The sequence below is a fragment of the Fuscovulum sp. genome, assembly GCA_035192965.1.
Taxonomy (GTDB): domain Bacteria; phylum Pseudomonadota; class Alphaproteobacteria; order Rhodobacterales; family Rhodobacteraceae; genus Paragemmobacter.
Map to the genome: position 1 here is coordinate 2,715,307 of CP136571.1, position 26,072 is coordinate 2,741,378.

General features: G+C 65.7%; 24 protein-coding genes. 6 read left to right on the forward strand and 18 right to left on the reverse strand.

What is annotated here, in order from left to right:
• Nucleotides 1-20: 20 nt before the first annotated feature.
• Entirely contained in the window at nt 21-1,850 is a 1,830-nt protein-coding gene (locus tag RSE12_13335; GenBank protein ID WRH61361.1) for an ABC transporter ATP-binding protein/permease, read from the reverse strand.
• A 90-nt stretch (nt 1,851-1,940) separates the two neighbouring features.
• Nucleotides 1,941-3,479: a LysM peptidoglycan-binding domain-containing protein gene (locus tag RSE12_13340; GenBank protein ID WRH61362.1), complete on the reverse strand. Its 1,539-nt coding sequence runs from the start codon at nt 3,477-3,479 to the stop codon at nt 1,941-1,943.
• Between the two features lie 147 nt (nt 3,480-3,626).
• Between RSE12_13340 and RSE12_13345 the strand changes: the two genes are divergently transcribed.
• The gene (locus tag RSE12_13345) at nt 3,627-4,181 is read left to right on the forward strand and encodes a TIGR00730 family Rossman fold protein (protein WRH61363.1); all 555 of its coding nucleotides are present in this window, start codon (nt 3,627-3,629) and stop codon (nt 4,179-4,181) included.
• A gap of 82 nt (nt 4,182-4,263) precedes the next feature.
• Nucleotides 4,264-4,548, forward strand: a complete 285-nt coding sequence (locus RSE12_13350; GenBank protein ID WRH61364.1) for a hypothetical protein — start codon at nt 4,264-4,266, stop codon at nt 4,546-4,548.
• 219 nt (nt 4,549-4,767) lie between these two features.
• Here RSE12_13350 and RSE12_13355 read toward each other — a convergent pair whose 3' ends face one another.
• The 7 genes from RSE12_13355 to RSE12_13385 all read right to left on the reverse strand — a co-directional run bounded on the left by RSE12_13355 (nt 4,768) and on the right by RSE12_13385 (nt 13,049).
• Nucleotides 4,768-5,370: a superoxide dismutase gene (locus tag RSE12_13355; GenBank protein WRH61365.1), complete on the reverse strand. Its 603-nt coding sequence runs from the start codon at nt 5,368-5,370 to the stop codon at nt 4,768-4,770.
• 173 nt (nt 5,371-5,543) lie between these two features.
• Entirely contained in the window at nt 5,544-7,097 is a 1,554-nt protein-coding gene (locus RSE12_13360) for a hypothetical protein (protein ID WRH61366.1), read from the reverse strand.
• A gap of 368 nt (nt 7,098-7,465) precedes the next feature.
• Nucleotides 7,466-8,017 (reverse strand): sarcosine oxidase subunit gamma family protein, encoded by a 552-nt coding sequence (locus RSE12_13365; GenBank protein WRH61367.1) that lies wholly within the window; start codon nt 8,015-8,017, stop codon nt 7,466-7,468.
• Nucleotides 8,010-11,021 (reverse strand): sarcosine oxidase subunit alpha family protein, encoded by a 3,012-nt coding sequence (locus RSE12_13370; protein ID WRH61368.1) that lies wholly within the window; start codon nt 11,019-11,021, stop codon nt 8,010-8,012. The genes RSE12_13365 and RSE12_13370 overlap by 8 nt, the downstream gene beginning before the upstream one ends.
• On the reverse strand, nt 11,018-11,341 hold the full coding sequence (locus RSE12_13375) for a sarcosine oxidase subunit delta (GenBank protein WRH61369.1): 324 nt from the start codon (nt 11,339-11,341) through the stop codon (nt 11,018-11,020). The genes RSE12_13370 and RSE12_13375 overlap by 4 nt, the downstream gene beginning before the upstream one ends.
• Nucleotides 11,342-11,419: 78 nt before the next feature.
• A complete protein-coding gene (locus tag RSE12_13380) occupies nt 11,420-11,719 on the reverse strand; it encodes a hypothetical protein (protein ID WRH61370.1) in 300 nt (99 codons plus the stop codon).
• A gap of 82 nt (nt 11,720-11,801) precedes the next feature.
• On the reverse strand, nt 11,802-13,049 hold the full coding sequence (locus tag RSE12_13385) for a sarcosine oxidase subunit beta family protein (GenBank protein WRH61371.1): 1,248 nt from the start codon (nt 13,047-13,049) through the stop codon (nt 11,802-11,804).
• 214 nt (nt 13,050-13,263) lie between these two features.
• Between RSE12_13385 and ccmI the strand changes: the two genes are divergently transcribed.
• Genes ccmI through RSE12_13400 form a run of 3 tightly spaced genes read left to right on the forward strand, consistent with a single transcriptional unit; the run spans nt 13,264 to nt 15,193 of the window.
• The gene (gene ccmI, locus RSE12_13390; GenBank protein WRH61372.1) at nt 13,264-14,487 is read left to right on the forward strand and encodes a c-type cytochrome biogenesis protein CcmI; all 1,224 of its coding nucleotides are present in this window, start codon (nt 13,264-13,266) and stop codon (nt 14,485-14,487) included.
• Complete coding sequence (gene ruvX, locus RSE12_13395; GenBank protein WRH61373.1) at nt 14,484-14,966, forward strand: Holliday junction resolvase RuvX; 483 nt, start codon at nt 14,484-14,486, stop codon at nt 14,964-14,966. The genes ccmI and ruvX overlap by 4 nt, the downstream gene beginning before the upstream one ends.
• Nucleotides 14,963-15,193 (forward strand): DUF1289 domain-containing protein, encoded by a 231-nt coding sequence (locus RSE12_13400; protein WRH61374.1) that lies wholly within the window; start codon nt 14,963-14,965, stop codon nt 15,191-15,193. Before ruvX ends, RSE12_13400 begins: the two co-directional genes overlap by 4 nt.
• Nucleotides 15,194-15,649: 456 nt before the next feature.
• Here the strand turns inward: RSE12_13400 and RSE12_13405 are convergent, their stop codons facing one another.
• Nucleotides 15,650-16,393: a hypothetical protein gene (locus tag RSE12_13405; protein ID WRH61375.1), complete on the reverse strand. Its 744-nt coding sequence runs from the start codon at nt 16,391-16,393 to the stop codon at nt 15,650-15,652.
• Between the two features lie 140 nt (nt 16,394-16,533).
• Between RSE12_13405 and RSE12_13410 the strand changes: the two genes are divergently transcribed.
• A complete protein-coding gene (locus RSE12_13410; GenBank protein ID WRH61376.1) occupies nt 16,534-17,727 on the forward strand; it encodes a multidrug effflux MFS transporter in 1,194 nt (397 codons plus the stop codon).
• On the opposite strand, the gene dusA is transcribed toward RSE12_13410, so the two are convergent.
• From dusA to RSE12_13450, 8 genes are all read right to left on the reverse strand, one after another.
• Nucleotides 17,709-18,671: a tRNA dihydrouridine(20/20a) synthase DusA gene (gene dusA / locus RSE12_13415; protein WRH64823.1), complete on the reverse strand. Its 963-nt coding sequence runs from the start codon at nt 18,669-18,671 to the stop codon at nt 17,709-17,711. The genes RSE12_13410 and dusA overlap by 19 nt on opposite strands.
• 344 nt (nt 18,672-19,015) lie before the next feature.
• Entirely contained in the window at nt 19,016-20,824 is a 1,809-nt protein-coding gene (gene atzF / locus RSE12_13420) for an allophanate hydrolase (protein WRH61377.1), read from the reverse strand.
• 8 nt (nt 20,825-20,832) lie between these two features.
• Complete coding sequence (locus RSE12_13425) at nt 20,833-21,165, reverse strand: cupin domain-containing protein (GenBank protein ID WRH61378.1); 333 nt, start codon at nt 21,163-21,165, stop codon at nt 20,833-20,835.
• Nucleotides 21,158-21,835 (reverse strand): isochorismatase family cysteine hydrolase, encoded by a 678-nt coding sequence (locus tag RSE12_13430; GenBank protein WRH61379.1) that lies wholly within the window; start codon nt 21,833-21,835, stop codon nt 21,158-21,160. Before RSE12_13430 ends, RSE12_13425 begins: the two co-directional genes overlap by 8 nt.
• A complete protein-coding gene (locus tag RSE12_13435; protein ID WRH61380.1) occupies nt 21,832-23,382 on the reverse strand; it encodes an ABC transporter ATP-binding protein in 1,551 nt (516 codons plus the stop codon). The genes RSE12_13430 and RSE12_13435 overlap by 4 nt, the downstream gene beginning before the upstream one ends.
• Entirely contained in the window at nt 23,379-24,056 is a 678-nt protein-coding gene (locus tag RSE12_13440; GenBank protein ID WRH61381.1) for an isochorismatase family cysteine hydrolase, read from the reverse strand. Before RSE12_13440 ends, RSE12_13435 begins: the two co-directional genes overlap by 4 nt.
• An 8-nt stretch (nt 24,057-24,064) precedes the next feature.
• Complete coding sequence (locus RSE12_13445; GenBank protein ID WRH61382.1) at nt 24,065-24,988, reverse strand: ABC transporter permease; 924 nt, start codon at nt 24,986-24,988, stop codon at nt 24,065-24,067.
• A gap of 4 nt (nt 24,989-24,992) precedes the next feature.
• Entirely contained in the window at nt 24,993-26,072 is a 1,080-nt protein-coding gene (locus RSE12_13450) for an ABC transporter permease (protein ID WRH61383.1), read from the reverse strand.

Here is a 26,072-nt window from a genome sequence, read left to right on the forward strand (position 1 = left end):
CACATCGCTTCGCTGGCGGCTCACTCGGCCGCCAGCGTCTCTTCCTCTTCCGACGATTGCCGCGCCCACATCGCGGCATAGCGCCCGCCACGTGTCAGCAAGTCCTCATGCGTGCCGCGCTCGACGATCTCGCCCGCCTCCAGCACCACGATCTGATCCGCATCCGCGATGGTCGAAAGGCGGTGCGCGATGGTAATCACCGTCCGCCCCTGCCCCATCTCGCGCAGGCTGTCCTGAATATCCCGCTCCGTCTGCGTGTCCAGCGCACTTGTCGCCTCATCCAGAATCAGGATCGGCGGGTTTTTCAGCAGCGTCCGCGCAATGCCCACGCGCTGCTTCTCGCCCCCCGAAAGCTTCAACCCGCGCTCGCCCACCGTGGTTTCATACCCCTCCGGCAGCGACATGATGAAATCATGGATCTTGGCCGCCTTCGCCGCCACCACGATCTCATCCTCGGTCGCATCCGCGCGGCCATAGGCGATGTTGTATCGCACCGTATCGTTGAACAGCACCGTATCCTGCGGCACCACCCCGATCTGCGCGTGGATGGAACTTTGCGTCACATCCCGCAAATCCTGCCCATCAATCCGGATCGCCCCGCCATTCACGTCATAGAACCGGAACATCAGCCGCCCGATGGTCGACTTGCCCGAACCCGACGGCCCCACCAGCGCCACCTTGTTCCCCGCAGGCACCGTCAGGCTGATCCCCTTCAGGATCGCCCGCGTCTCCTCATAGCCGAACTCCACCCGGTCAAACTCGACCGATCCCCCCGTCACCGCCAGCGCCTTCGCCCCCGGCTTGTCGACCACCTCCGCAGGCTGGCCCAGCAGACCGAACATCTCGCCCATATCCACCAGTGCCTGCCGGATTTCGCGGTAGACCGTACCGAGGAAGTTCAGCGGCATGGTGATCTGGATCATATAGGCGTTGACCATCACGAAATCGCCGACCGTCAACTCGCCCCGCTGCACCCCCAGCGCCGCCATCGACATCACGATGACCAGACCAGAGGTAATCAGGAATGCCTGCCCCCCGTTCAGGAACGAAAGGCTCTGCCCGGTCTTGACCGCCGCCACTTCATAGAACTGCATCGCCCGGTCATAACGCCCCGCCTCGCGCTCTTCGGCGTTGAAATACTTGACCGTTTCATAATTCAGCAGGCTGTCGATGGCCTTCTGGTTGGCATCGGTATCCTGATCATTCATCTCGCGGCGCAGCTTCACCCGCCACTCCGTCACCTTCAGCGTGAAGATGACGTACAGCGTGATCACCACCACCACGACCGCCATATAGGAAAACCCGAACAGCGTCGCAAAGATCACCGCCACCATCGCCAGTTCAAGGATCAGCGGCCCGATGGAAAACAGCATGAAGCGCAGCAGGAAATCCACGCCCTTCACACCCCGTTCGATGATCCGGCTCAGCCCCCCCGTCTTGCGCGTGATGTGATAGCGCAGCGACAGGCGGTGAATATGCGTGAACGTCTCCAGCGCCAGCTTGCGCAGCGCCCGCTGCCCAACCCGCACGAACACCGCGTCGCGCAATTCCTGAAACGCCACCGTCCCCAACCGCGCAATCCCATAGGCCACGGTCAGCCCCACCGCCGTCAGCCCCAGCAGCGTCCCGGTATCCGGCGTTTCCCCCGCCAGCGCATCCACCGCCTGCTTGTACAGGAACGGCGTCGACACCGACACGATCTTCGCCGCCACCAGCAACAGCAGCGCCGCCACCACCCGCCGCTTCACCCATCCTTCGCCGGGCGGCCACAGATAGGGCAGCACACGCTTGATGGTCGCCCAGCCATTGGCCGGGCGGTTCGCTTGGTCCGTGGGTTTGATCTGGCGCATAAACGGGTCCTCTTCCGGACCTACCTATGCCCCTTGCCGCAAAAGCACCAGAGGGCGGTCCGCAGCCCCGCCTGTGCATTCCTGCGGGGTCTATTCCACCTCGGGGATGGCAAAGACCTGCCCGGGATAGATCAGGTCGGGATCGCGGATCTGGTCCTTGTTGGCCTCGAACACCTGCACATAGCGCGGCCCGGCCCCCAACTGCTCGCTGGCGATCTGCCACAGGGTAAAGCCTGGCTGCACTGTCACCGTGACTAGTGCCACCGCCTCGGCCACAGCTTCGCCCTCTGCCGCACCCACAGCCTCTGCCGCAGGTTCCGCCTCGGCCACAACCTCACCGGCCGTTTCGGCCCCAACCGCAGCCCCAGCCGCAGCCCCTGCCTCAGCTTCTGCCTCTCCCGCAGATGCCGCCGCCAGCGCCTCGACCGTCTCGCGCTTGAAGGGCGTCTCGAAGCGGCTGATCACCGCCCCCGCCGCATCCACCTGATCGGCGCGCAGGGTATAGATCCCGGCCGCCACCTCGGGCAGCGTCACCGCCCAGTCCCCGGCCGCCGAAATGGTCGCCTCGCTCAGCGGCGCATTGTCCAGATACAGCCGCACCACCCGCTCCGGCTTGCCCCGCCCGGCCAATTGCACCGCCCCTTCGGGCGTATAGGTGATGGTGTCGATGGTCACATTGGCCACCAGTTCCGGCGGCATGTCCTCCGCCGATTGCAACACCTTCGCCCCCTCATCCGTCACCAGCAAAGCCGCAGGCGCAGCAGGCGCGGCTTCAGCCTCTGCCACGGCTTCCGGCGCCGGCTCCGCCTCGGGCGTTCCCACTTCCGCCATGGCTTCTTCCCGCGGCTCATCCACCGGGGCCTCTGCCACCGCAACAGGTGCCACAGGTGCCACCGTCGGCGCGATCACGACAGACCCTTCCGCCGCTACCTCCGTCCCGTCCGGCATCTGCATCACCAGCGACAAGACACGCGGCGCAACGCTGGGAGCAAGGTTGAACATCGCCACGAACTTGCCCTGCCCATCCGCCGGAACGCTGACAATCTCTTCACCCGTCACCCGCAAGGACAACACAGCCTCGGGCACCGCCGCCCCGGCCACCAGCGCCGATCCATCCTTTTCCACCCGCACCAGATCAAAAGACGGCGGCACGATAACCACCTCGGGCACCACCTCCGCCGCCGCATCCGGCGCAGGCTCTGCAACGGCTTCCGGCTCTGCCACCGCCTCGGCCTCGGCCTCGGCAACCGCCCCCGCCTCAGCATCCGCCGCAACGTCACCAGCCGCCGCATCCGCCGGCGGCTCCGCTCCGGCAGTCTCAGCCCCAGCAGTCTCCGCGCCGGCAGTCTCCGCCCCACTCGCCTTTGCCCCGGCCACATCGGCACCCGCCTCAGGCGCAGCCTCCGCATCCGCAGTCTCGGCCGCTCCGGCATCCGCCGCCGCCTCACCAGTAGCCTCACCCTCGGCGGGTGCGGCCTCGCCCGTGCCCGTCCCGGTCACCACCCCTACCGGTTCCACAGGCGGGCGGCTCACGCTCCACGCCCCATAGAACAACGCCGCGATCACCGCGGCCACCCCGCCGATCACGCCACCGCATCCGGCAACCGACATCTCTGCCCAAGGCTTCATTGCATTACCCCATATCCCTGCGGCCATTCCGGGCGAAAAACCATCTCCGCCGGTTGGCAGGGCCTGTTCCCGGCCCCTTCTTCCCTTAGATACCAAAGCCCGATAACACAGGTTCAGGCAACCTCCCAATCCCCGAAAGCGCCCAGCATGACCCCGCTTCGTTCCGTCTGTGTCTTCTGTGGCTCACGTCCCGGCCTTCGCCCCGCCTATGCGCAGGCCGCCCGCAGCTTCGGCAGCGCCATCGCAACCGAAGGCTGGCGCCTCGTTTATGGCGCAGGCGACGTGGGGTTGATGGGCGAAGTGGCCCGCGCGGCACAGGAGGCGGGGGCCACCACCATGGGCGTCATCCCCACCCATCTTATGACCCGCGAACGCGGCCGCCGCGACCTGTCGCAACTCGTCATCACCGAAGACATGCACGAACGCAAAAAGGTGATGTTCATGAATTCCGATGCCATCGTCGTCCTGCCGGGCGGCGCGGGATCCCTGGACGAATTCTTCGAGGTGCTCACCTGGCGCCAGATCGGCCTGCACCGCAAACCGATCTTCCTTCTGGATACCGAAGGCTACTGGCAACCCCTCGTCGCCCTCACCCGCCACGTCATCGACGAAGGCTTCGCCGAAGAAACCATACAGGATTACTTCACCACCGTCCCCGACGTGCCCAGCCTCGTCCTGCGCCTGCGCGAGGCGCTGGCCTGATCGGCACAGTTCCACTCTCAGCCTTGCGCACCACAACTCAAGGATGCATTTTCCCCCACCGTGCACGTATGGGGTAACCGCCGTGACAGATGATCAACTCGACCGCGCCCTGCGCTCCATCGGCATGGGCTGCTTCGTCACCTATCTGCCGCTGTTCCGCGACGGTCGGCGCAGCGCTGCCGACATCGCCGCCGAACTCAGCCAATTCTACACCGCCAAGGCCGCAACATCGCGCACCACCCATGCGCGCCGGATCATTGCGGCGGGCCGCATCAGCGACGCATTGCATCGGGTGATCGCCTCCGACCGTGTCGATCCCGCTATCCGCCAAGCCGCCCAACAAGCCCTGGCCGGCCACAGCACCTGACGTGACCTCTGGCGGCACAAAACCCGGCCCCGTCTTCCCAAGCACGCCGATCTCCCGACCAACTGGCAGCTTCCCCCCTGCCTATATCTTCTCTGCAAAAATATCCTCGGGGGGTCCGGGGGGCGAAGCGCCCCCGGGGTTACCCTCCAGCGCACCGCCCAAAAGAAAAGGCCCGCCGCAGTCCCCCGCGACGGGCCTTCCTTCAAACGTCAGAACCGATCACAGCTTCGCCGCAACCGCTTCCCAGTTCACCAGCTTGTCCAGGAAGTTGGTCAGATAAGCCGGGCGCTTGTTGCGGAAGTCGATGTAATAGGAATGTTCCCACACATCGCAGCCCAGCAGCGCGGTCTGGCCAAAGCACAGCGGGTTCACGCCATTCTCGGTCTTGGTCACCTTCAGCGCGCCGTCCTTGTCCTTCACCAGCCAGGCCCAGCCCGACCCGAACTGTCCGGCCCCGGCAGCCGCGAAATCTTCCTTGAACTTGGCCACCGACCCAAAGCTCTCTGCCAGCGCAAGCTCCAGCTCGCTCGGCATCTTCTTGTTCTCGCCCGGCCCCATGATCTCCCAGAACAGGGCATGGTTCCAATGCTGCGAGGCGTTGTTGAACAGACCGCTCTGCGCCACCGCGCCAGCCTGATAGGTGCTGGTGATGATGTCTTCCAGGCTCATCGCCTCATATTCCGACGCGGCCAGCAGCTTGTTGCCGTTGTCGACATAGGCCTTGTGGTGGATGTCGTGGTGATACTCGAAGGTTTCCTTCGACATGCCCAGCGACGCCAGCGCGTCATGTGCATAGGGAAGATCGGGAAGCGTGAAAGCCATGGGAGAGTCCTCTCGGTTCGCGTGTCACGGGATGGCGCAGATAAGGGTCCTCCCGCCCAGAAGGTCAAGGGCCAAAGCACCCTTTTGGTTCCATCCCGCCGCCGCAACGGCAAAGATTGCCCCCGCACCCGGCCCCGACCTGAACGGCAACGCGACGCGCGTCAACGCCCATGTCAGGGCGCGTCGATGCGGCGCAGCACGGCAAGGTTGCGCGCCTCATCCGCCACCACCACCTCGAACAGATCGCCAAATCCCGCGCGCTCTTCGGTGTCAAAGGCCGCCATGCCGTACCAGTCCGCCAGCCACCTGATCTGTGGATTCGACACCACATAGGTGTAGAAATGCCCCTCGGTCAGCAGGGCCTGCAGTGCCTGCGGGTTCACCTTGCCATCCAGATTGATCGTGCGGTCATGCCAGAACCCCAGCGTCCCGGTCTGCACCGCCGATACCCAATCCTCGTCCGGCACATTTTCCTGAACCCAGTCCACAACCTGGAAATGCCCCTGATCATGATGCCCCGGCAGCAACAGCCGCGCCGTGGTCACCACCCCCAGCAGGATCGCCCCGGCCACCGCCATCTCGGCCAAGCGCGGCGCCCGCATCCGCGCGCCCAGCCACGCCGCCTGCGCCACTGCCGCCGTCACCAGCAACGGGCTCAGCGGAAACAGATACCGCGACAGGAAATGCGGCGCGCCAAAGAAGGTGCCGTAATAGACGCATTGCAGCACCGCAAACAGCGAATAGCCCAGCACGGCCAACCGCATCGGATGCCCCTCGCGCACGATCCGCCACACGAAGCTGACCCAGATGACCAGCACGATCAGCCACAACACCACCTGCACCGGAATCAGGCTCTCGATGGACCCCGGAACCGGCAGCATCGGGAACATCGTCTCGAACAACTTGCCGGGCAGAATGTCGAAATTGCCACCGATGGGGGCCGCAAAGGATTGCGAAGTGCCGCTGATCGGCACGAACGACCCGAAATAGATCTTGTTATGCAGCAGCCACGGCAGGCCGATCACCAGCGACACCACACCCGGCACCGCACCTTCCACCACCGCGCGCACAAACCCCACCTCGGGCAGCCGCAGCGCAAAGACAAAGCGCACGAACAGCAGCGCGGCAATCAGGAACACCGCATCGTTGCGCGCCCAGAAGGCCAGCCCCGCCAACCCGCCAAGCGTCAGCATCTCGCCCATCGTCAACCGCCGCGCCTGCACCGCGATACGCCCGAAGATCAGCACAAAGACCACAACGACCAGCACATAAAGCCCGGTCTCCAGCGCGTTCATGCTGTGGCGCGCCGACAAAGGCCCCGAAGCCCACAGCGCCGCCACGGCCCAGGGCAGAATCACCGCCTCCGGCCCCATCAGCGACGCGGCAAACCGCTTCACCGCCAGCACCGACGCCACCCAGAACAGCACCATCAACACCAGAACGATCGCCACCCCGCCCAGCTTGTCGCCGTCCACCAGCCAGAACCCCGCCGAATACATCAGCGTCGCCAGCGGCTGCACCCCGTTCGATGCGATGGTCCCCTCCGACACGCTCAACCCCAGCCCGATGGCCAGATTGCGCGCCAGCGTCAGCATCAGATAGCCGTCCTCGGTGACAAAGAACTGCGTGATCCACTCTTCCCCCAAAGCCAGCGGAAAGACCCGGAACAGGAATCCGAAGATCAAGGCAAATGCGGCAACAACACCCAGAACCCCGAAACGCGCCATCTGACACCCTCAAAATGCAAAACTTAATCTACGTTAAGAACTTGAGGCCTCAACTTGGCAACCCGGGACTTCGGCCAGCACCCCGCCGCGCCCTCAGACAGTGCTGCGGCACAAGACAATGTTGCACCGCAGCAACGCTTTTGGCGGCCCACACGCCGGAAACCGCCTTGCCGCCCGCGCCATCGCTCCGGCCTTAATCGCAAGGCAAACAAGGCAATCCTCACCCCCGGTTGCAATCCCGGCGCGCGCCTCTCCCGCTTGCGACTGTTGGGCCAAGAGCGGCGGTCCGCGCCCGCCCCAAGCCATCGCCAAAACGAAAGGCCGGCCCCCGCAGGAACCGGCCCAATCCGTTCCGCAACCCTGCTGCGTCAGTGCAGTTCCGACCCCGGCTTCGCGCCAGATGCCAGCAGGTCGAACACATAGCGCGCCACCGACCGGAAGCAGACGACAGTAAACCCGTCCCCCTCGCGCCACAGCGCCGCCGCCACCTGCGCCGCCCGCGTCCGGCGCAACTCGCCAGGTTCCAGCTTCGCGAAATCCACTGGCGACAGCTTGGCCAGCACCTGTTCGGCCTTTGCGCCCTCCACCCGGAACACCGCCCGTGCGTCCGACACATCCACCGCAAGGTGATGCGCGCCCGCCATGGCCTTGCCGATGGCCTCCAGCGCCCCCGCCACCGCCGCATAGGGCATGACCAGCAGATATTCGTCCGGGCTCATCCAGCCGCAGGCGCGATCACCTTCCGTCACGATCCCCCGCACCCCCGGCAAGCCCGTCCCCACAGCGGCCTTCACCGCCTTGGCCAGCCCCGCCGCGTCCGGCTTGGCGCGCAGGGTGATCATCCCCACCGGCCCGATTTCACGGACCGAGGCAAAGCCCCCCGCCACAGCCCCGCCCAATGCGCTTTTGGGTTCAGACATTCGGCTTCTCCCCATCCTTGTCATAGAAGACGGCGTCCACGACCCGCGCCTTCACGGTGCCGCCCTTGACGGTGTTGAACTCTACCACCTCGCCCATCCGCTCCGGCCCGCGATGCAGCAAGCCCATCGCAATCCCCTTCTTCAGCGTGGGCGAATAATAGGTCGACGTCACGCGCCCTTGCGTATTGCCCTGCCCGTTCGCATTCACACCAGACGCAATGATATAGGCCCCGTCCGGGATCACCGACCCGTCCAGCGTTTCGAACCCGACCAGCTTCCACCGTTCAGCCGAGGCGAGGAAGTTCCGCGCCTGCCCCCGCTTGCCCAGATAGTCCGCCTTCTTCTTCGAAATCGCCCAGTCAAGGCCCAAATCCTGCGGGATCACCGTGCCATCGGTTTCATCCCCGATCATGATAAAGCCCTTCTCGGCCCGCATGATGTGCAGCGCCTCGGTGCCATAGGGCATCGCCCCAAACTCCGCCCCCGCCGCGTGCAGCGCCTCCCAGAAGGCCGCACCATGGCTCGCTGGCACCGCGATCTCGTAGGACAACTCACCCGAGAAACTGATGCGATAGACCCGGCAGCCAAACCCGCCCAAGGTGCCATCCGCCCATTGCATGAAGGGCAGCGCCTCCTTGGACACATCCATCCCGCCCAGTTTCTCCAGCACTTTGCGCGCATTCGGCCCCACCACGGCGACCTGCGCATATTGCTCGGTCACATTGGCGGTATAGACCTGCCAATCCCACCACTCGCATTGCAGCCAGTCCTCCATCCACGCATGGATGCGGTCTGCCCCGCCCGAAGTGGTGTGGCACAGCCACGTCTCCTCATCGATCCGCGCCACCACGCCGTCATCCGACAGGAAGCCCTGCTCGTTGCACATCAGCCCATAACGGCACTTGCCCACGGGCAAAGTGCTCATCACGCCCGTGTACAGCATGTCGAGGAATTTCCCCGCATCCGGACCCTTCACGATGATCTTGCCCAGCGTCGACGCATCCAACAGCCCCAGCGCGTTGCGCGTATTCAGAACCTCGCGATGCACCGCCTGTTCATGCGTCTCCCCGGCACGGGGGAAGCAATAGGGCCGCCGCCACAGACCGACCGGCTCGAAATAAGCCCCGTTCCGCTCATGCCATTCATGCATCGGCGTGCGCCGCAGCGGCTGGAATATCTCATCGCGCGCCTCACCCGCCAACGCGCCCAGCGTCACAGGCGTATAAGGCGGGCGGAAAGTGGTGGTGCCAACCTGCGGAATATCCGCATTCAACGCCCCCGCCAGCACGGCCAGCCCGTTGATATTGGACAGCTTGCCCTGATCCGTCGCCATCCCCAGCGTGGTGTAGCGCTTGGTATGCTCAACCGATTCATACCCTTCCCGCGCCGCCAACTGCACGTCGGACACTTTCACGTCGTTCTGATAATCCAGCCACATCTTCGACTTCAGCTCGATCGATGCCCCCTGCGGCATGATCCAGACGGCCTCCATCGGCCCCTCAACCACCGCATCAGCAACCGGAGCCTTGCCCTTCTTGGCCTTCACCCCAAGCGCCGCCAGCACCGCCCCGGCCTGCGCATCCGCATCCGCCAGCGCCGCCGCAGCACTCATCGCGCCATTGGCAGCCCCTGCCGCATAGACCATCGCCCCGCCATCATGGTTCAGCGGCGGGCGCGCCGCATCCGGCCGGAAATGCGCATGCGCCGCGTCCCAGATCAGCTTGCCGCCGCAATGGCTCCACAGATGCACCACAGGCGACCACCCACCCGACATGGCCACCGCGTCGCAGGCGATCTCTTCGATCACCGCGCCCTCACCGGCCTGCAAGCAAATGGCGACAGAGGTCACCCGCTTGCCCCCCTTCACCTTGGCAATCCCGCGCCCCGCCTCGATCCGCAGCCCCAAAGCCCGCGCCTTGTCGATCAGCGCCCCCGAAGGCGCAGACCGCGCATCCACAATCGCCGGAACCGCCAACCCAGCCTCGCGCAGCGCAATCGCCGTACGATAGCCGTCATCGTTGTTCGTCACCACAACCGTGCGATCCCCCGGCGACACCGCCCAGTTCACCACATAGTCGCGCACCGCCGCCGCCAGCATCACGCCGGGAATGTCATTGCCAGCAAAGCTCAAGGGCCGTTCAATCGCCCCCGTGGCCGTCAGGATCTTGCCCGCCCGGATACGCCACAGCCGATGCTTTGGCCGCCCGTCGCCGGGCGTGTGATCGGCCACCTTCTCATCGGCCAGCACATAGCCATGGTCATAGACCCCCGCCGCCATGCAGCGCGCCCGCAGGGTGACGTTCTCCATCCCCTCCAGCGCCGCCACGGCCGTATCGACCCATGCGCCCGCAGGCTGACCGTCGATCACATCGCCATCCACCGGCGCGCGCCCGCCCCAATGGGCGTTCTGTTCCAGCAGCAGAACCCGCGCCCCCGCACGGCCCGCCACCAGCGCCGCCTGCAACCCGGCAATACCGCCACCCACGACCAGCAGGTCGCAAAAGGCATAGGCCTGCTCATAGCGATCCGCATCCCGGTCCTTCGGCGCTTTGCCAAGGCCCGCCGACTGCCGGATGATCGGCTCGAACACATGTTTCCAGAACGGGCGCGGATGGATGAAGGTCTTGTAATAGAACCCGGCAGGCAAAAACCGCGCGGCCGTGTTGTTCAGCACACCCACATCATACTCAAGGCTCGGCCAATGGTTCTGGCTCGTCGCCTCAAGCCCGTCGAACAACTCTGTCACCGTGGTCCGCTGGTTCGGCTCCAGCCGCGCGCCGGACCCCAGATTGACCAGCGCATTGGGCTCCTCCGCCCCCGCCGCCACGATCCCGCGCGGACGGTGATACTTGAACGACCGGCCCACCAGCATTTGGTCATTGGCCAGCAGCGCCGCCGACAGCGTATCGCCGCGAAAGCCCTTCATCCGCTTGCCGTTGAAGCTGAAATCAAGCGCCGCCGACCGGTCGATCAACCGGCCCCCTTTTGCAAGACGGGTGCTCATTTGTAACCCTTCCACTCCGGCCTGCGGGCCTTGATCTTCTCGATGATATCGGCGGGCGGCTCGCCCACCTGCGCGGGATAGGTGCCGAACACCTCCAGCGTCGCCGTGCAACGCGCGGCCAGAAACCACTTCCCACAGCCATAGGAATGCCGCCACCGCTCGAAATGCACCCCCTTGGGGTTCTTGCGGGCGAACATATAGGCCTCGAATTCCTCATCCGAGGAACCGGGACCGAACCGCTTCAAATGCGCCTCATATCCCGGCGAAAGCTCGGTTTCCTCGGCGGCAACGCCGCAATAGGGGCAGGTCAGGGTCAGCACGGGCAATCTCCAGACATGCAAACGGCGGGCACAACACTGTGCCCGCCGCTGGCGGTGATCAGAAAGGATAGGGTGGTATCAGGGCGTAGCGGGCGCTGCCGGGGCAGGCGCAGGCGCGACAGGCTCAGCTGGTGCAGGCTCGGCAGGCGCGGCAGGCTCTGGCGTGGGCGCAGGTGCGGCCGGCTCGGCTGGCGCAGGCGCGGTTGTGTTGTTCTCGATGCTGACAGCGGGCGATCCGGCATCCCCATCGGACATGGAACCGCCCGTGATGATATAGGCGACAACCCCCACCGCGACGACAAGACCGCCGACGATGAAGATAAGCATGCCGTTGGATTTGGGCGGCGGCGGCGGGGCAGATTGGCGTGAGTCAGACATGGGACAGTCTCCGTTAAGGCCGTGTTCAACAGCCCAACGCCTAAATCCCCGCTCCGGTTCCCCATCACGCCCGCGCAGCCCATCAATGCGCCACCCCGGCGGCCACGGATTCGTCGATGAACCGCCCTTCCTTGAACCGCCACATGTCGAACTCAGCGGCCAGCGGCCCCGGCTCGCCCTTGGCCATCAGCTCGGCCATCGCCCAGCCGGAACCCGGAATCGCCTTGAACCCGCCCGTCCCCCAGCCGCAGTTGATAAAGCAATTCCCCAAGGGCGTTTTCGAGATGATCGGCGACCGATCCCCCGTCATGTCCACGATCCCGCCCCACTGCCGCAGCATCTTCAACCGGCTGATGATCGGGAAGGTCTCGATCAGCGCCCGCAGCGTTTCCTCGATATGATGGAAAGACCCGCGCTGGGTATAGTTGTTGAACCCGTCCGTCCCGCCGCCAATAACCATCTCGCCCTTGTCGGACTGGCTCATATAACCATGCACCGTATTGGCCATCACCACGATGTCCATGCAGGGCTTGATCGGCTCACTCACCAGCGCCTGCAACGCCACCGCTTCCACCGGCAGGCGGAACCCGGCCATCTCGGCCACCTGTCCCGAATGCCCCGCCACCACGATGCCCAGCTTCTTGGTCCCGATATAGCCCTTGGAGGTTTCCACCCCCACGACCTTGCCCCCCTCGGACCGGACCCCCGTCACCTCACATTGCTGGATGATGTCCATGCCCATGTCGCTGCACGCCCGCGCATAGCCCCAGGCCACCGCGTCATGCCGCCCCGTGCCGCCCCGCGCCTGCCACAGCGCGCCCAGCACCGGATAGCGCGGCCCGTCGATATTCAGGATCGGGCACAGCTCCTTCACCCGCTGCGGCGTGATGAACTCCGTCTGCACGCCCTGCAAGGCGTTCGCATGCGCCGTGCGCAGATAGCCCCGCACCTCGTGATGCGTCTGCGCCAGCATCATCACGCCGCGCGGGCTGAACATCACGTTGTAGTTCAGGTCCTGGCTCAGCGTTTCATACAGCGAGCGGGATTTCTCATAGATCGCAGCCGAGGAATCCTGCAGGTAATTCGACCGGATGATCGTCGTGTTCCGGCCCGTATTGCCACCACCCAACCACCCCTTTTCAAGGATCGCCACATTGGTGATGCCGTAATTCTTGCCCAGGTAATAGGCCGTCGCCAACCCATGCCCGCCGGCGCCCACGATGATCGCATCATAGGCGGCCTTGGGGGCCGGGCTTTTCCACGCCCGCTCCCACCCCGTGTGGTGACGCAGCGCCTCGCGGGCAATCGCAAAGACCGAATAGCGTTTCATGGCCAAACCCCCGTGACGCGCGGCACAGCGCTGTGCCGTCCTTCTCATATGCCGTGCAGATAATCCCCCACCCACAAGCGGCACAATCGGGAAATTTGCGACAGAACCGCCCTGCGACAGCGTCGCAGCCGTCACTTTCGCGTTTCCGCCTTCCGCCAGCCCCGCCGAAGGATTACATCGCGCCCAACCGCCAACCACAAACGGGCCCGATGACATGGAGATGATCGCCTTCTGGATCGCCGCAGGCGGCATGGGCCTCGCCATTCTGGCGCTCTTCCTGCTCGCTCTGATCCGCGCCCGGGCCGAGATCGCCTCCGCCGCCGAATACGATCTCAAGGTCTATCGCGACCAACTGGCCGAGATCGACCGCGACCTCGCCCGCGGCACCCTTCCCGCCGATGAGGCCGACCGCCAGCGCACCGAAGTGTCCCGCCGCCTGCTCGAGGCTGACCGCGCCCTGCACAGCGGCGACCGCAGCGCCAGCACGCGCGGCATCCTCGTGGCGGGTGTTCTGATCCTTGCCCTGATCGGCAGCAGCTATTGGGTCTATATCCGCCTCGGCGCACCGGGCTACCCCGACCTACCCCTCGCAACCCGCCTCGCCATGTCGGATGAACTGCGCGCCAACCGTGCCCCGCAGGCGGAAATGGAGGCGCAGGCCGCCGCCGCCCGCCCCGCCCCCGCAGCACCCGATGCCGATTTCGCCCAGTTGATGGACCAGCTTCGCGCCGCCGTGGCCGAACGCCCCGATGACCAGCGCGGCCTCGAACTCCTCGCAACGAACGAGGCGCGCCTTGGCAACCTGCCCGAGGCCCGGATCGCCCAGGAACAGCTGATCCGCCTGAAGGGCGACACGGCCACCGCCGGGGACCACGCCGCCTTGGCCGAACTGATGATCATGGCCGCAGGCGGCCTTGTCTCGGCAGAGGCCGAGGCCGAACTGGCCCAGGCCCTCACCCTCGATGCCACCAACGGCACCGCCCGCTATTACTACGGCCTGATGGCCGCGCAGGTGGGCCGGTTTGATCGCACCTTCGGCCTATGGGAACCACTTCTGCGCGACAGCCCGCCCGATGCGCCCTGGATCGCCCCAATCCGCGCCCAGATCGCCGATGTCGCCGCCCGCGCCGGGATCGAATATACCCTGCCCGACGCGCTCCCCGGCCCCGATGCCGACGCACTCACCGCCGCAGGCGAGATGAGCGAAGAGGATCGCCAAGCCATGATCGAAGGCATGGTCGCCCAGTTGGGAAGCCGCCTCGCGACCGAAGGTGGCACAGTCGAAGAATGGGCCCGCCTGATTTCCTCCCTCGCCACACTCAACCGCACGGACGAGGCACAGGAAATCTATGCCGAGGCGTTGGAGGTCTTCGACGGCTCCCCCTCGCAGCAAAGCTTCCTGCGCGAAGCGGCGCTGAACGCGGGCCTTACCCCGTGATCTGCGACAGCTTCGACACCTTCGCCGCCACCCTGCCCCCCAACCGCGCCATTGCGGGGCTGGATTTCGGCGACAAGACCATTGGCATCGCCATCTCCGACCTGCGCCGCATGGTGGCCACCCCGGTTGAAACCCTGCGCCGCGTGAAATTCACCGAAGACGCCACCCGCCTTCTGGCCCTGCTCACCACCCGCGGCGCACATGGCATCGTGCTGGGCCTGCCCCTGAACATGGACGGCTCCACCGGCCCCCGCGTGCAAGCGACGCAAGCCTTCGCCCGCAATCTGGCCCGGATGACCGACCTGCCCATCACCTTCTGGGATGAACGCCTGTCCACCGTTGCGGCAGAAAGGGCACTGCTCGAGGCGGATACGTCGCGAAAACGTCGGAAAGAGGTGATCGATGCCGTCGCCGCAGGCTATATCCTGCAAGGCGCCTTGGATCGCATGGGGCATATGGGAAACGGGGTGCAGACGTGAAGGATGATGTCTGGCAGCGGGATGAGGTGCAATCGCCCTGCGTCAAGCTTTGCACGATCCACCCGGCTGAGCGCATCTGCGTCGGCTGCTTCCGCACCATCGACGAAATCTCCTCTTGGTCGCGCCTTACGCATGAGGCCCGCCACGCCATCATGGCCGACCTTCCCACCCGCGCCCCCCGCCTTGCCAAACGCCGCGGCGGCCGCATGGGCCGGTTGCAAGACTGACCTGACCAATTTCCTCGATGGCAGGGGGCCAGCAGGCCCTCCGATCCCCCGTTTTCGTCGCCGTCAGAAGACAGCACCTTTGGCTTGCGTCGCAAGATGGGTATTTTTGCCAAGGTGAATGGGCAGGCGCAGCATTCCGTTTTCATGGCCTGTCCTTTCATCTTGGCCCAAATACCCAAGCGGGGGTGAATGGCGGCGCGGCACGCGCCGACAGAGGGGGCAACACGCCCCTTGAACCCCGAGCCAAGCGCGAAGGCGCGCAGGCGAGACAAAAGGAATGCGCGGCCCCCATGGGCCGCGCGCCGATCCCTTGCCGCGACTCACACGCCGGGCGTTAACCTTAATGCTTCCTGACCGTTCGCTGCGTGCATACGCCCGTCTGCACAGCCATCTGCACCACGCGCTGCACCGACATTTGACCGAAAAACAGATGTTTAAACCAACGCCCGCAAAGAGTTAGGCGTCGTCCTGCAACCACGCCGTTACCGTTGGCAGCAATGGCCGGAAATAGGCCACCATCCGCCCCGGCGCCCCTGCAGTCGCCCCATCCGCCCAAGGCGCCACGCCATGGATCATGTGGCGGTGCAGGATGACCGCCTCCCCCGGTTGGCCCGGCAGTTCAACCCGCGGGCAATTGTCAAACACCTGCTTGCGCGCCGCCTGATAAGCCTCTGTGATATCGAAGTTTTCCAGATCATCCGCCCGCCCCGCAAAGGCCGCACGCAGCGCCGCGCCCATCACGATATGGCTGCCTTCCCACACCACAAGCGGCGATGCCCCCGCATCCGCCCGGTTCAGCGGCAGCCCAAGGATCCAACCATGCGGTTCCTGCACCATCCGCCGTTTCTGCGGCCCCATGGGCAGCAGCCCATCAAGATGCGCCGCGTCGCGCACCCTACGGAAATCGAAGGCTTTTTCACTCTCACCTTCATCGCGCCGGGGATATCCCGCCCGGGTCACCGAAATCTGCGCCGGGTGCAGAGGAACGGGCGACAAGCCTATGTCATCCCACGGCAATTCCACATTGCTGACCGAACCATCCACCCCGCTCGGCAGGGCATCCAACCCCACGAACCACGTCCCCCCGCAACGCCACGGCTCTTGGCTTTCCATCACAATCCGCCGCGCCACCGGCTCTGCTGCCGCTGCCCAACGCGCAATGGCCGATGATTGCACCCGCCGCCATCCCAGATCCGCCACGTCAGGACTCCAATTCAATGGCACAAGCCCCTAATTTCAAATCCATTCCAGACCCAACGGCCCAAAACGACCCACGCAGTCTGGACCTGCCCGGCGAAAAGGCGTATGCCACCCCCTTCATTTCAGCCACAGGCCTTTTCATGTCTGATCGTATCCTCCGCCCCGCCCTCATCCTTGGGCTGCTCTCCTGCATCGGCCCCTTCGCCATCGACATGTATCTCCCCGCCCTGCCCGATATCGGCACGGCGCTGGGAACCACCGTACCCGCGATGCAGACCACGATCACCGCCTATTTCATTGCCTTCGGTCTGGCGCAACTGATCTATGGCCCCTGGGCCGATCAGGCCGGACGCAAACCGCCGCTTTACGCGGGCATTGCGATTTTCCTTGCTGGTTCCGTGCTTTGCACTTTTGCCCCCAGCGTGGAATGGCTGATCGCCGGGCGCTTTGTGCAAGGGTTGGGCGGCGCAGCGATGATGGTGGTTCCCCGCGCCATCATCCGCGACATGTATACCGGCCACGCCGCAACCCGCCTCATGGCGGCGGTCATGCTGGTGATCTCGGTCTCGCCCATGCTGGCCCCGCTGGTGGGCTCCGGCCTGATGGCCGTCACCGGCTGGCGGGGGATTTTCGCTACATTGGTCGTGGCCGGGCTGGTCAGCCTTGCCGTCCTCGTCTTCGCGCAGCAGGAAACGCTCCGTGCTGAGGACCGCCAACCCTTTGACATGGCGTCCACTTTGCGCGGAACGCGCCGCTTGCTGACGGACCGTGTCTTCATGGGTCTGACGTTCCTTGGCGGCTTCGGCATGGCCAGCTTCTTCGTCTTCATCGCCTCGGCCAGCTTTGTGTATACCGAAAGCTTCGGGCTAACCCCGACCGGCTTTTCCATCGCCTTCGCCATCAACGCCATCGGCTTCTTCGCCGCATCGCAGGCGGCCGGTCCGCTGGGCCTGCGGCTTGGCGCGCGTAAGGTGATGGCTTGGGCCACGCTCGGCTTTGCCGTCACCACGGCTGCGCTTCTTGCCCTTGCTCTGCTGGGCTTTGCCAGCCTGATCGTCTGCGTGGCGGGGCTGTTTCTGGCCAATGCCTTCCTCGGCCTGATCATCCCAACGACCATGGTCATGGCGCTAGAGGATCACGGCGACAGCGCAGGTCTGGCCTCATCGCTGGGCGGCACGCTGCAAATGCTTGCGGGCGGTCTGATGATCGCCGCCACAGGGCCGTTCTTCGATGGCACTGCCACGCCCATGCTGGCAGCCATTGCGCTGTGCGGGGTGCTGGCGCTGATCCTGTCGCGCCTCGCCCTCGCCCGGCCTCAGCCAACGGCCGCCTGATCGACGGTCTGACCCGTCACCTCGGCCAAGGCTGCCTCCAGCACCTCCAACCCTGCCCCGGGGCGCGACGCACCCTCGGACAGAACACGCCGCCAGCCCCGCGCACCGGGGCGGGCGTGGAACAGGCCCAGCATGTGCCGCGTGATCTGATGCAGTCGCCCCCCCTGCGCCAGATGATCGGCGATATAGGGCCGCATCGCCTCAACCGCTCCCACTGCATCCAGCCCCGGCCCATCGCCCCACAGCGCATCCGCCCCGATCAGCACCGCGCCGGGGTCGTGATAGGCCGCGCGCCCGATCATCACCCCGTCCAGCCCTGCCGCCAGCAGGGCCTTTGCCTGATCCAGTGTCGTGATCCCACCATTGATGCAGATCGTCAGATGCGGGAACTGCGCCTTCATCTGTTGAACCAAAACATAATCAAGCGGCGGTATCTCACGGTTTTCCTTGGGAGAAAGCCCCTTGAGCCAGGCCTTCCGCGCATGAATCACGAAATGCCGCACCCCCGCCGCCGACACGCGGTCCAGGAAATCGGGCAGCACCTCCTCGGGCCTTTGGTCATCCACCCCGATCCGGCATTTCACCGTCACCGGCACAGGGCTGGCCTCCAGCATCGCCGCCACGCAATCAGCCACAAGCTGCGGCCGCTCCATCAGCACGGCGCCGAAACAGCCAGATTGCACCCGGTCCGACGGGCAGCCGACATTCAGGTTGATCTCGTCATAGCCAAAGGGCGCGGCCAACCGCACCGCCGCATGCAACTCCGCGGGGTCCGACCCGCCCAGTTGCAGCGCCACCGGATGTTCCGCCCGGTGATACCCCAGCAGCCGCTCCCGGTCGCCATGCACCACCGCAGGCGCTGTCACCATCTCGGTATACAGCATCGCCCGCCGCGTCATCAGGCGGTGGAAGTACCGGCAATGCCGATCCGTCCAATCCATCATGGGCGCAACAGACAGTTTATGCGGTTGGTCCGTCGTCATTCGTGTAGCGTCTTCCGTCTGTTCGCCCCGCGCGCGCCCCTGTGCCGTGCAACGCGCAAACACTGGCCCCATTCAGGGCCGAGGCGGTGATCGATCAAGGCTTCTGCCCCACAGATCGCCCCAACGCGCCCTGCAAGGCTTCGGTGAATTTGCAGCCTCTATATCCGATCTCTTTGCGATAGGGAAACCACCCCGAACCGGAACGGCCACGGCCCGCGACACGTCCTCTGTCTCACCACAGGACAGGAACCAGCATAGCGCAACGAAAGCCGGGGCCAGACCCCAACAACCCGCCCGCCCGGTCCCTATCCTTGCGCGGCAAGAAAGCCCCGCCAACCGCCCAGATGGGTGATCTCCTGCGCGCCTTCCACCCCTGCCGCCTCGGCCAGAAAACCCACAGCAAGCCGACCATCCGCCAGTTCGACCTTCCCAAGCCCCAGCGGCGCGGGGATCAGCGCCAGAAACGCCCCTACCTGCGCCAAAGGCAGCGCCCAGACCTCCACCTCGATCGCGGCCCCACCGTCGGCCCGGATCATCCCTGGTCGGGCCGGGGGCGGCCCCGGCAGCCGAAACAGTCGATACTTGGGGGCCGTCGCCGTCCGTTCCAGAAACCGCCCGCCAAGCCCCGCAACTTGCCCATTCAGCGGCAGCCCGGTCATATGCGCGCCCACCAGCACCACCGCCATCTCGCCCGGCAACGCCTCTGCCACCGGCGCAGGCGTGGCCGGAATGCTCCATCCCGTCGCCCCCAGCCGACCACCCGTATCCCACTGGATCGCCGCGCCCAGCGCCGCAATTTTCGCATCCTCCCCCGCCCGCGCCAGCAACGTCACGCTGCCGGGTCGCCCATCGCTGCGTGGCCCGGTCGGCACGGCGATGCCGCACATGTCCAGCAGGTTCACGAAATTCGTATAGGTCCCCAACCGGCTGTTCGGCCCGATGGGATCGGCCTCCAGATCGGCGAGGGTGTAAAAGGTCGGGATCGTCGGCACCGCCAGCAGGTCCAGCCCCGCCATCGCCGCCATCGCCTGCCGCTTCAACGCCGCAAGCCGATAGATGCCCCGAAACGCATCCGCCGCCGTCAGGCGATCCGCCCCCCCGATGATCTTGGCCGTCACCGGATGAAAAGCTTCCGGCTGCGCGCGGAACAGCGGCTCCACCGCTGCCATCCGCTCGGCCACCCAGGCCCCTTCATACAGCATCTTCGCCACGTCGTAGAACGGCGTGAAATCCACCTCCTCCACATGGCATCCCATGGCCCGCAGCGCCGCCACCTGCCCCGCAAACGCCGCGGCCTGCACCGCATCGCCAAAAAACTCGATGCTTGTCGCATCCGGCACGCCCAGCCGCATCCCCACCGGCACTGCGGCCAGCGCGGGCGCTGGCATCACCCGCGACCATGGATCAACACCGTCAAAGGCACAGGCCACCCGATACGCCGCCCAGGCATCCGCCACTGTCAGCCCGAAGATGGAAATCGTGTCCAGCGTCCGGCAGGCCGGCACCATACCCGTTCCCGACAGCGCGCCCAGCGATGGCTTCAACCCCACGATATTGTTCAGCGCCGCTGGCACCCGCCCCGATCCCGCCGTATCCGTCCCCAACGAAAACGACACCAACCCCCGCGCCACGGATACCGCCGATCCGCTTGACGATCCGCCGGGAACAATCTCGGGGTCCAGCGCGTTGCGCGGCACCCCATAGGGCGACCGCACGCCCACCAGCCCCGTCGCGAACTGGTCAAGGTTGGTCTTGCCGATCCACACCGCCCCCGCCGCGCGCAGCCGCGCCACCACAAAGGCATCCTCCCCCGGCACATAGGCAAAGGCCGGACAGCCCGCCGTCGTCGGCACGTCGCCCACATCGATATTGTCCTTCACCGCAAACGGCACCCCCCAAAGCGGTTGGGCAACAGGATCAAACGGCGGCAACCCGGCCACCTCGGCCAGCGCCTCATCCCTGTCCCGCAGATGCAGGAACATGGCCGGGTCCTCTGCCGCCGCGATGCGGGCAAAGACCTCCTCCATCACCGCCACAGGCGACAGGCCCGCAGCATAGGCCTCATGCAGCCGCGCGATGTCGAACGGCAGGTCGGAAAGGTCTGTCTTTGTCATCATCATTCTCAGGTCACGAATTCCACAGGCAGGTTCCACTGGATCAGCACCGTGCAGCCCGTCTCGGACCACACCGAATGCTCCGTCCCCTCGGGGTTCAGGATCAGCGACCCGGCAGGATAATCCCCCCGCTCGTCGCTCTGCACCCCCTCCAGCACAAGGATCGTCTCCAGCGCCGGATGCCGATGGCGCGGCACCCCCGCCCCCGGCGCATAGCGCAAAAGCGCCACCCCCGGCGCCCCCGCACGCAGGACGGCGATTTCCACACCCTCGCGAAAGGGAAGGAACTCTTGCCGCCGCCAGTCCATCAACAGCGCGGCAAAGGCCTGCGGATCATCCATGCAGCGCCTCGACGATCTCGGCGGTGGTGGCCGTCCAGCCGACAATGGCCCCCTGCGCCCGGATCATGGCAATGGCCGCCGCCTTGAACTCGGGGAAGTAACTTTCGGTCGAATCCTCGGCCAGCAGGCACTGAAACCCGCGATCATTCGCCTCGCGCATGGTGGTTTGCACGCAAACCTCGGTCGTCACCCCGGCAAAGATCAGCGTCGTCACCCCCAGCCGCGCCAGGATCGCGCCAAGGTCAGTGGCGTAAAACGCCCCCTTCCCCGGCTTGTCGATCACCACCTCGCCCGCCACGGGGTACAATTCCGGCACGATATCCGCCCCCGGCTCGCCCGCGATCAGGATACGCCCCATCGGCCCTTCGTCGCCAATCCGCAGGCGCGGATTGCCCCGGTCCCGCTTGGCGGGCGGCAGGTCGGAAAGATCGGGGCGGTGGCATTCCCGCGTATGGATCACCGGCACCCCCGCCGCCCGCGCCCCCCCGATCAAAGCGGCAACCGTGGGGATGATCGCCTGCAACCGCGTCACGTCATTGCCCAGCGTCTCGCCAAAACCGCCCGGCTCGACGAAATCACGCTGCATGTCGATGACGATCACCGCCGTCTTCGCCCGGTCAAAGGCAAAAGGGAACGGCTGCGCCGCCGCAATCACCCGCATCCCGCTCATGCCGCATGCCCGCCCATGTAATGCCCGATCTCGGCAATCTTCGCCTCGGCGGCGGGCACCTCATAGGTGATCCGCCCCTCCGACATCACCAGCACCCGGTCCGACAGTTCCAGCACCTCGTCCAGATCCTCGCTCATCAGCAGAACCGCCGCCCCCGCATTGCGCGCCGCCACGATCCGCGCGCGAATTTCGGACACGGCGGCAAAGTCCAGCCCGAAACAGGGGTTGGAAATGACCAGCAGCTTCACCTCGCCGGTCAATTCCCGCGCCAGCACCGCGCGTTGAACATTCCCGCCCGACAGCGCCGCAATCGGCCCGTCCGGATCGGCCACCTTCACCTTGAACGCCCCGATCAGATCGCGCGCCGCCGCCCGCATCTGGTTGGCCGAAAGCCAGAACCGCCGCCCCGCACCATCCCGGTCGAAACTGCGAAAGGCGATATTCTCGATCACGCTCATCCGCGGCGCGCAGGCATTGCGCAGCGGCTCTTCCGGCAGATAGCGCACCGCATGAGCCTGCGCCTCGGCCCGCGTCGCGCCGTAAGGCACACCCTGTACCCGGATCTCGCCCGCCCGTGGCGCGCGCTGCCCGGTCAAAACCTCCATCAATTCCATCTGCCCGTTGCCTGAAATCCCGGCGATGCCCGCGATCTCTCCGGCATGCACGGTCAGGCTTTCAATGGCGATCTCCTTCAATCCCGACCGATCCGCCGCCTTGACCCCCCGCACCTCCAGCACGGGTGCGCCGCGCGCGCCGCTGCGCGACATCGGGCGCTGTTCCTTTTCCGCCCCGATCATCATCGCCGCCATCTGTGCATGGCTCAGATCGGCCACATGCCCCTGCCCCACCAACCGCCCGCGCCGCAGCACCGATACCTCATCGGCAAAGGCCGTCACCTCGCGGAACTTGTGGGTGATCATCAGCACCGAAATCTGCCCCGCCTCGCACAGCCCACGCACATGGCCCAGCACCTCATCCGCCTCATCGGGCGTCAACACGGACGTGGGCTCGTCCAGGATCAGGAACCGGCTGCCCAGATAAAGCTGCTTCAAGATCTCCAGCTTCTGCTTTTCCCCTGCCGCCAGCCGCGCCACTGGCTGATCCAGCGGCACGCGAAAGGGCATGGCCGCCATGAACGCCTCCAGCCCCGCCCGCTCTTTCGCCCAGTCGATCACCACCGGCGCATCCGCGCGCGAGATGACAAGGTTTTCGGCCACGCTCAGCGACGGCACCAGCGTGAAATGCTGATAAACCATCCCCATGCCCAGCGCGCGCGCATCGCGCGGATCGCCAATCTCTGCCTCGCGCCGCCCCACCAGCAATTGCCCCGCCGTGGCGTGGTAGAACCCCATGATGCACTTCACGAGCGTGGATTTGCCCGCGCCATTTTCACCCAGCAACGCGTGAAACGTGCCGGGCGCCACCCGGATCGACACATCCTCCAGCGCGGTAAAGGCCCCGAAACGCATGGTCATTCCCACCGTTTCCACCTCCAGCGCGCCGGGGGCGTGTGGCTCGGCCCCGATGCCGGTAACAGGCGGCCTCATGCCAGCGCCCCGATCAATGTGGCGCTGTCGCTCACCGCGCCAAAGACACCGCCCTGCATGGTGACCATCTTCAACGCCGCCGCATGGTTGCCCGCATCCGTCGCCCCGCAGCAATCGGCCAACACAAGGCATTCAAAGCCCCGATCATTCGCCTCGCGCATGGTGGTGGACACGCAGACATCCGTGGTGATCCCGGTCAGGATCAGGTTGTCGATGCCCCGCGTCCGAAGGATCAGCTCAAGGTCGGTGGCGCAGAACGACCCCTTCCCCGGCTTGTCGATGATCGCCTCTCCCGGCAGGGGGTAAAGCTCGGGGATGATATCCCACCCCGGCTCCCCCCGGATCAGGATCTTGCCACACGGCCCCGGATCGCCGATCCCCGCCCCGATCTGCTGGCTGCGCCACCGCTTGTTGGGCGGCAGGTCGGCCAGATCGGGCCGATGCCCCTCACGCGTGTGGATGATGTGGTATCCCTTGGCCCGCATCGCCTCCAGCACCGCCTTGATCGGCGCAATCGGGGCCTGTGTCATCGACAGGTCATAGCCCATCATGTCCACATAACCGCCCTTGCCGCAGAAATCGGTCTGCATGTCGATGATGACCAGCGCGGTATTCTCCGGCCGCAGATCGCCGTTCCACGGCCAGGCATAGGGATTGGCGTCTATCGTGGTCATCCTGCCCCTCATTTTGTGATGGAAAGCTCGCCCGGCGCACCCGCCAGCGCACGGTTGGGCGAAGACGTGGCGATCAGCACGCCCAGCGTCAGAACGTATGGCGCGGCGTAGAACAGGTAATACCCCTCGGTCACCCCAACCGATTGCAGCGCCGGGCCCAGCGCCCCCGCCCCGCCGAACAGAAGCGCCGCCCAGAAGCAGTTCATCGGCTGCCAGCGCGCAAAGATGACCAGCGCCACCGCCATCAACCCTTGCCCGCTCGAAATCCCTTCATTCCAGCTGCCCGGATAGAACAGCGACAGATAGGCCCCGCCCACCCCCGCAAAGGCCCCGCCCAGCGCGGTCGCCATCGTCCGGATCACCGCAGGCCGCAGCCCCATCGCCCGCGCCGCATCGGTGCTGTCGCCCACCACCCGCAGGATCAGCCCCGGCTTGGTGGACCGCAGCCCCCAATGCAGCACCAGCGCCGCCGCGATGCCCACCAGAAACAGCACATTCACATTCAGCGCCGCCTGCACCTGCGGCACCTCCGACCACCAGCCGAACGGGATCGACGGCAGGTCAGGCGCCACCGGCTGGATGAAGGGCTTGCCGAAATAGAAGGCCAGCCCCGTTCCCAGCAGCATCATCGCAATCCCGATGGCGATGTCGTTCACCTTCGCCATCGAACAGATCAGCCCATGCACCAGCCCGAACACTGCGCCCGCCAGCGCCGCCAGCACCACCCCGGCCCACGGGTCACCCGTCACCACGGCGGTCGCATAGCCCGCCATCGCGCCAAAGACGAGCGTGCCTTCCAACCCCAGATTGATCCGCCCCGACCGTTCCGTCAGCATCTCGCCCAGCGATACGAACAGGATCGGCGTCGACACCCGGATCGCCCCGCCCAGCACGGCCAGGGGCACGGCCCAAAGGCCAAGGTCATACTCCATCGCCCTACCCCTTTGCCTTGAAGAACGCCAACCGCCCATAGGCCGCGTCCGACATCAGGATCGCCATGAACACGATCCCTTGCAGCACCTGCATCGTGGCATCGGGCAGGTCCATCCGCCGCTGGATTAGGCCCGATGACGCATCAAACCCTGCAAGCAGAATTGCCACCGGAAGGATCGCCATCCCGTTATGCCGCGCCAAAAAGGCGATCAGGATGCCCGTATAGCCATATCCCGCCGCCAGCGACGCATTGGCCGACCCATGCACCGCCGCCACCTCGAAAAACCCCGCCAACCCTGCACAGGCCCCGCCCAGCGCGGTAAACCCAAGGATCAGCCGCCCCACGGGCAGGCCCTGCACCTCTGCCGCGCGCACGTTCCCGCCCGCGATCCGCGCTGCAAAGCCCCACCGCGTCCGCTCCACCAAAACCCAGGCCACGACGCAGGCTATAGCCCCGAAAACAAGGCCCCAATGCACATCCATTGCGGGGATCATGCCCACCCGCAGCGCCTCATCCAGCGGCGCAGTCGATGGCTTGTTCAGGCTTTCTGGGTCGCGCAGCGGCCCTTCGACCAGATGGTTCATCAGCGCAATCGCGATATAGGCCAGCAGAAGGCTTGAAATCGTCTCGTTCACCCCCCGGTAATGGCGCAGCGCCCCGGCCATCCCGATCCAGACCGCGCCCACCGCCATCGCACTTGCCGCCATCAGCGGCAGCCCGATCACCGCAGGCACCCCCGCGAGCGGCAGGGCCACCGCCCCGGCGGCCAACCCGCCCAGAACGATGGCGCCCTCGCCCCCGATCACCACAAGGCCCAGCCGTGCAGGCAAAGCCACGCACAGCGCCGCCAGCAACAGCGGCGCCGCCCGTGACAGCGTGTTCATCCAGGAAAAGGCCGAACCAAAGGCCCCCTGCCAGACATAGCCGAAAAACGCGATGGGCGACCGGCCCTGCGTCAGCAGGAAAAGCGCAAACACCGCCAGCCCCGCCAGAAGCGCCAGAACCGGGATCACCACCGGTTCCGCACGGCGCAGGGCCGCCATGGCCCCGCCCCCTGTCACCTGCGCCTCGACCATCGCCAT